The sequence below is a fragment of the Mucilaginibacter polytrichastri genome (assembly GCF_001911425.1).
In the GTDB taxonomy this organism is placed as follows: Bacteria; Bacteroidota; Bacteroidia; order Sphingobacteriales; family Sphingobacteriaceae; genus Mucilaginibacter; species Mucilaginibacter polytrichastri.
This window is the reverse complement of the sequence record NZ_MPPL01000001.1, coordinates 4342297-4348577: the sequence shown is the minus strand read 5'-3', so window position 1 is coordinate 4348577 and position 6281 is coordinate 4342297. Positions and strand designations below refer to the sequence as shown.

Below are 6281 nucleotides of genomic sequence, written 5' to 3'. Positions count from 1 at the left end.
TCGGAGAGGACCCTGCGTTTTGCGAAATTGTAGACATGTCCTATTGCGCAGGGTCCTCTTCGAGAGACCCTGCTGAGACGTGAAGGCAATGTCATTAAGTTAAGCCCACCTAAATCCTCTCCGGTAGGGAGGACTTAAAAAAGCACGGGCGAAGCTAAAGTCTCCCCTACCGGGGGAGATTTAGAGGGGGCTTTATTAGCCGATTTAAGCCTTATTTAAACTAATTATAAATAATTATTGCTTTGTAACGGTGCTGTTTTATCTTTGCACTTAGAATCAATCTAAATAAAATGAATAATTTTTACATCTTTTTAAGATCCGGAATACTTTTTAGCTGCATCATGTTGATGAATATTTTTGCCTTTGCAGAAGGCGTTGATGCTAACTATGGTAAAATAGCAGGTACCGTAAAAACTACAGATGGCAAACCCGCTGCCGATGTAACAGTAACTATTAAAGAACTTAATAAAGCAACAGCTACCAAAGAAAACGGAACGTATTTGTTTCAAAACGTAAAGCCCGGCACCTATACCATTGTGGTTACCCTGGTAGGTTCAAAAACAGAACAGTTAACCGTAACCGTAAGCGCAGGCAAGTTAAGTAATGCCGACTTTAACCTCTCAGAAACCGCTTCGCAATTAAAGGAAGTAGTGATTAGTACAGGCAAAACATTAAACAATACTAAGGCTACTTTAGATAAAGCCGGCATTCGCCCTTTAGATTTACCTCAAAGTACAGGTGTGGTAAGCAGCCAGGTAATTCAAGACCAACAGATTAACCGTTTGGGCGATGCCGTACGTAACGTGAGTGGTGTATCTTTAACCCAAACCCGGGGTGGTGTTGGCGAAACCTTTACCGCACGTGGCTATAGTATTGGTATTGGCGGTGGTTCTGGCAGTATATTTAAAAATGGAGTGCTTACCAATACAGCAGGTTTCCCAGAGGCGGCCACATTAGAGTCTGTAGAAATTCTTAAAGGAAGCTCGGCGCTGATGTATGGTAACGTATCGGGTGGTTTAATCATTAATATGGTAACCAAAAAACCTAAGTTTGAATACGGTGGAGAAGTTTCTATGCGAGTGGGCAGCTACAGTGCTTACAAGCCTGTTGTAGATGTTTACGGCCCGATCTCTAATAATATTGCATTTAGAGTTATAGGCGTTTACGAAAATGATGGCAGCTATCGCAACCATGTTAAAACAGAGCGTGTGTATGCCAATCCATCGTTTTTATTTAACCTGGGCAAAAGCACCACTTTATTGGTTGAAGGCGATTTCCTGAAATCTAACCTTACGCCAGATTGGGGTGTTGGATCTTTAAATAACGGGCAGGCGATAAATACCACGGTACCACGTTCGCAATTTATTAATACCAATTGGGCTTACAGCCATATGGACCAGTATAGCGGTATGGCAACTTTAAACCACAGTTTTAGTGATACCTGGAAACTGAATGCCATCTTATCTACCCAAAGCACCAAGATAGATTCATACGGATCAAGCCTGCCTAATAATACGGCTGCAAACGGCGACTGGAACCGTGGCCTGCAACGCGCTAATACGCTCGAGAATAATTACACCGGCCAGGTTAATTTAACAGGGCGCTTTAACACAGGTTTTTTAGGCCACCAGTTATTGGTAGGTACAGATGTTACCAAGGTTAATAACCAAACAAATGCCTATAGTGTTAATGGTAAAAACATAAGCACGTATGCTTATGATAAAATTAATATTATCGACCTTAACAAATTTGTACCCCGTACAGATATTCCTAACGCAGTTGATACCGCTTTAACCCACGCACCGGTTTATCGTTTTGGCGCATATATTCAGGATTTGATGACGATTACCAGCAAACTGAAACTCCTGGCAGGTGTGCGTTGGTCGTGGCAGCAAACTTCGCAAACCACTATCGACTTTTTACAAAAAGGTACTACCGGTTTGGGTACAGCAAAAACCAAGTACGACAGGGCTTTCTCACCAAAGGTATCGCTTATCTACCAGCCAATACCAACAAGCTCCATCTATGCCAGCTACAGCAGTAACTTTATTGTAAATACGGGTACAGATATTAATGGCCGCGGGCTCGATCCATCTACTGTTAACCAATACGAGGCAGGGATTAAAAACGAGTTCTTTAACGGTAAGTTATCTGCTAACTTAAGTGTATACCGTATTATTAACAGCAACCTTTCTATTGCAGATCCAAATAATACGGCATTCCGCATGCTTAACGGCGAAACCACAAGCGATGGTTTTGAGGTTGATGTGACCGGCAACTTTACCAGAGACTTTTATTTTATTTTAGGTTATGGTTACAATAATGCCCGTTATACCAATGGCACAGGTTTAAAAGGATCTCCGCTTGAAGGCGAACGTTTGGTAATAAACCCCAAACAAACAGCTAATGCTACCGCATTTTACACGTTTCATAACTATGCTTTACGTGGGTTTAAAGTTGGGGCATCGGTATTTTACACCGGCGAGCGTTTGGCAGGATATAATAACACTGTGGGGCAAACACAAAACTATAGCCGCTTATTGCCGGTTGGCGGTTTTGCAACGCTCGATCTTTCTGCCGGATATACTTATCACAAGCTTTCTATCCTGGCACAGGTATCAAACATCACCAATACGTTTAATTACCTGATACATGATAACTACAGTGTTACACCAATACCACCGCGCCAGTTTTTAACAACTGTTGCCTATAAATTTTAATAATATCAAAACAGGCTGCTTCAAAATGGTGTGACCCCAAAAGTTGGACAGATTACAAGATTAAGTTTTTTTGTGCGAGAGCTCGGTATTCTACCGGGCTCTTTCTATTTAACCTGTTTTTTTATTCTCTTATTGTTGTAGTAATGAATGTATTTTTTTAACGAAGCTGTAAGCTGCTTCCGCAGTTTTAAAGCTTTGTGTGATTAGTCGGCGAGCATTTCCTGCCGGATACCTTCAATTCTTGAAAATTAAATTTTGCAAAAAATATTAAATAATGCTTCTTTTTTAATGATTTTATCAGTTATTTAATTATTAAATTTAAATGGTTTGATAAAAATTGATATTTTAACAAAGATTTAACTTTAATTTCAAATAAACGGGTAAAACTATATGTACAAGGCAGAGCATTTCGATGGCTATCATTCAATTCCTGGCGTTTGGGACGAAATGTATCTTCAAGATTCAAATATCAGGGCTCATTATCAACGGGTGATTGATTATTTGTCTAAAGAATCACCCGATGATCTGGGCAAGAAAGAAGAATTAGCCCAGCGCCTGTTTATGAAACAGGGTATAACCTTTACCGTGTATAACAGCGGTGAAGGCATAGAGAAAATATTTCCGTTTGATATTATTCCGCGTATTATTACCGGCGACGAGTGGAGCTTTGTGGAGAAGGGGATTAAGCAGCGCCTTACTGCCCTTAACTTGTTTTTGAAAGACATTTACCACAACCAGTTTATTATTAAAGATGGTATTATACCTATTGATGCCATTTACTCGTGCCCGCACTTTTTGCGCGAAATGTACCAGGTTGACGTTCCTTATGATATTTATGTACACATAGCAGGTATTGACCTTATCCGGGACGAGGAAGGTACCTTCTATGTGCTGGAAGATAACCTGCGCACGCCATCGGGTGTAAGCTATATGCTGGAGAACCGCGAAATTACCAAGCGTTTATTTCCAGACCTGCTGCCTAATTGCGGTGTACGCAGTGTTACCCAATACCCAAACATCCTGTATAAGAACCTGCAGTCGTTATCGCCAAGGCGCATCAGTAACCCCACTATTGTGCTGTTAAGCCCTGGTATTTATAACTCGGCCTATTTTGAGCATACCACCCTGGCCCGTTTAATGGGGGTAGAACTCGTAGAGGGGCGTGACCTTGTGGTGAACAACCAAAAGGTATACATGAAAACCACCACCGGCCTGCAGCAGGTAGATGTAATTTATCGCCGGGTTGATGATGAGTTCCTCGATCCGCTGGTATTTAACCCGAACAGCATATTAGGTGTACCCGGCATTATGGGCGCTTACCGCAAAGGCAATGTGGCCATTGTAAATGCCATAGGTAATGGCGTGGCCGATGATAAGGCGATTTACATTTACGTACCCGATATGATTAAGTATTACCTGAACGAGGAACCGATACTTAAAAACGTACCCACCTATCGCCTCAATAACCCCGACGAGCAGAAGTATGTGTTCGAAAACATCAATAAAATGGTGGTTAAAAAAACTAACGGAAGCGGCGGTTACGGTATGCTGATGGGCCATGCGGCTACTGAACAGGAAATTGATGAGTACAAACTGGAGATATTAAAAGAGCCCCGCGATTTTATTGCGCAGCCCACCATCAGCCTGTCTGCCGCACCCTGTTACATACAGGGGTCATTACGGCCTCGGCGGATAGATCTTCGCCCTTATGCCTTGTGCGGCCCCGATGGAATAGAGATTGTACCGGGCGGCTTAACGCGCGTGGCGCTGAAAGAAGGGTCGCTGGTGGTAAACAGTTCGCAGGGCGGTGGGAGTAAAGATACCTGGGTACTGGCGTAGAGAGAGAATCAAGAATCGAGAGTCAAGAAACAAGACTCGAATCAAAAAAAAATAAATCCGAAATACTAATTCCGATATCCGAAATACAAAAGATGTTAAGCAGAGTAGCAGCAAGTTTTTATTGGTTAAGCAGATACATAGAGCGTAGCGACGGTATTTTAAGGATGCTGAAAATTAATTACGCCTCGTCACAGGATGCCATACAGGATTTTACCTGGGAGCCCGTAATCCGGATTTTTTCGGGGCCGGATCAGGAACTGATCGATAAGTTAAACAACGACAGCCGCATGGTAATTAATTATATGGTTACAGAGAAGGCGAATCATAACTCCATCATCAGCATTATTACCCACTCGCGCGAGAATGCGCGTGGTGTGCAGGAACACATTAATACCGATTTATGGCAGTGCCTTAATGAATACTATCACTGTGTGAAAGATAATAGCCTGGCCTCGAGATTAAAGAAGGAAGACCCTATTAGTGTGCTGGATACATTGATTAAGCAGGTAATGCTTTATTACGGTACAGCCGAAGTTACTATGGAGCGTGGCCCCGGCCGCAGTTTTATGAATATCGGTAAATACCTCGAGCGGGCAATTCAATCGATAGATATTCTCGACATCAAGTTTGGTTCTATCAATAATAACCCCGATTTGCTAACCGATACCACCTATTGGAAACACCTGCTGCAATCATTGGGTGGCTACGAGCTTTACCTCAAAACCTATCGCGATGGACTGGAAGCGCATAACGTTTTAGAGCAGGTAATTTTAAACAATGACTTCCCGCGGTCTGTTATATACTCGGTAAACAACATACAGCGTTATTTCGACAGGCTGAAACTGGATAGCAGCATGACTGATTACCAGGAGCTATCGTTCTTTATCGGTAAGTTGCAAAGCCATATCAAATACAGTTCGGTAAAAGGCATCCAGAATGATGGCCTGCACCTGTATTTAACCCAATTAAAAGATCAGCTTTACCAGATCGGGAACCTGTTGAACGAGCGTTATTTCGCCCATTCCTGATCGCTGAAAGCACCTAAAAAATTGACCCATGCCAGAATTTAAAATTCAACATATTACCCGTTATACTTATGATGGCGCCGTACGCGACAGCGCCAACCAGGTTATTCTGTTCCCGATAGTGGATGTTTATCAGAATGTGTTAAAGCACGATCTGCAAATTTCGGGCAATCCCATTGTAGATACCCATATTGATTATTACGGCAATGAGGTGGGCAGCTTTACTTATTCGGTGCCCCATAACCAAATGATCATCAATTCGCAGCTGGTAGTTAATACGCATCACCATGCATTACCGGTTGATGATATTTTTCCGGCAGAGCAATGGGATACCCTATCTGCGTTGCAATATACCGTACCTTATATTGATTTTTTAAAGCACGAATACTTTGATGGCTTGCCCGAATTGCAGGCTATAGTTGCCAGCGAAAAAAAAGATGGCGATACACCCTACCAGATAGCCCTGCGCTTTTGCCAGTATGTGTACAAAAATTTTGAATACATTAAAGGGGTAACCACCGTTGAATCTAAACTGGACGAAATCTGGAAATTAAAAGCAGGTGTTTGCCAGGATTTTGCCCATATGCTTACCGAAATGCTCCGGCTGGTAAACATCCCTGCCCGTTATGTAAGCGGTTACATTTGCCCCAACACTACCGGTATGCGCGGCGAAGGTGCTACCCATGCTTGGGCCGAG

Annotated in this window: 5 protein-coding genes; 4 read left to right on the top strand and 1 reads right to left on the bottom strand. The window is 42.6% G+C overall.

The annotated features are described in order from the left end of the window. The first annotated feature begins 290 nt into the window (after positions 1–290). A complete protein-coding gene (locus tag RG47T_RS18635) occupies positions 291–2720 on the top strand; it encodes a TonB-dependent siderophore receptor (protein WP_074490963.1) in 2430 nt (809 codons plus the stop codon). Positions 2721–2824: 104 nt separating this feature from the next. Here RG47T_RS18635 and RG47T_RS27095 read toward each other — a convergent pair whose 3' ends face one another. After that, entirely contained in the window at positions 2825–2905 is an 81-nt protein-coding gene (locus RG47T_RS27095) for an IS3 family transposase (protein ID WP_074493580.1), read from the bottom strand. Between the two features lie 205 nt (positions 2906–3110). Between RG47T_RS27095 and RG47T_RS18625 the strand changes: the two genes are divergently transcribed. The 3 genes from RG47T_RS18625 to RG47T_RS18615 all read left to right on the top strand — a co-directional run. Further along, positions 3111–4559: a circularly permuted type 2 ATP-grasp protein gene (locus tag RG47T_RS18625; protein ID WP_074490962.1), complete on the top strand. Its 1449-nt coding sequence runs from the start codon at positions 3111–3113 to the stop codon at positions 4557–4559. A 92-nt stretch (positions 4560–4651) separates the two neighbouring features. Then, entirely contained in the window at positions 4652–5587 is a 936-nt protein-coding gene (locus tag RG47T_RS18620; RefSeq protein WP_074490961.1) for an alpha-E domain-containing protein, read from the top strand. A 28-nt stretch (positions 5588–5615) separates the two neighbouring features. Beyond that, the coding region (locus RG47T_RS18615) for a transglutaminase family protein (protein ID WP_253187537.1) at positions 5616–6281 on the top strand (666 nt) is incomplete at its 3' end.

What these genes read in the sequence shown, in the direction of transcription:
- RG47T_RS18620 (WP_074490961.1), top strand. Translation starts at nt 4,652, where the DNA reads ATGTTAAGCAGAGTAGCAGCAAGTTTTTATTGGTTAAGCAGATACATA.
- RG47T_RS18635 (WP_074490963.1), top strand. Translation starts at nt 291, where the DNA reads ATGAATAATTTTTACATCTTTTTAAGATCCGGAATACTTTTTAGCTGC.
- RG47T_RS18625 (WP_074490962.1), top strand. Translation starts at nt 3,111, where the DNA reads ATGTACAAGGCAGAGCATTTCGATGGCTATCATTCAATTCCTGGCGTT.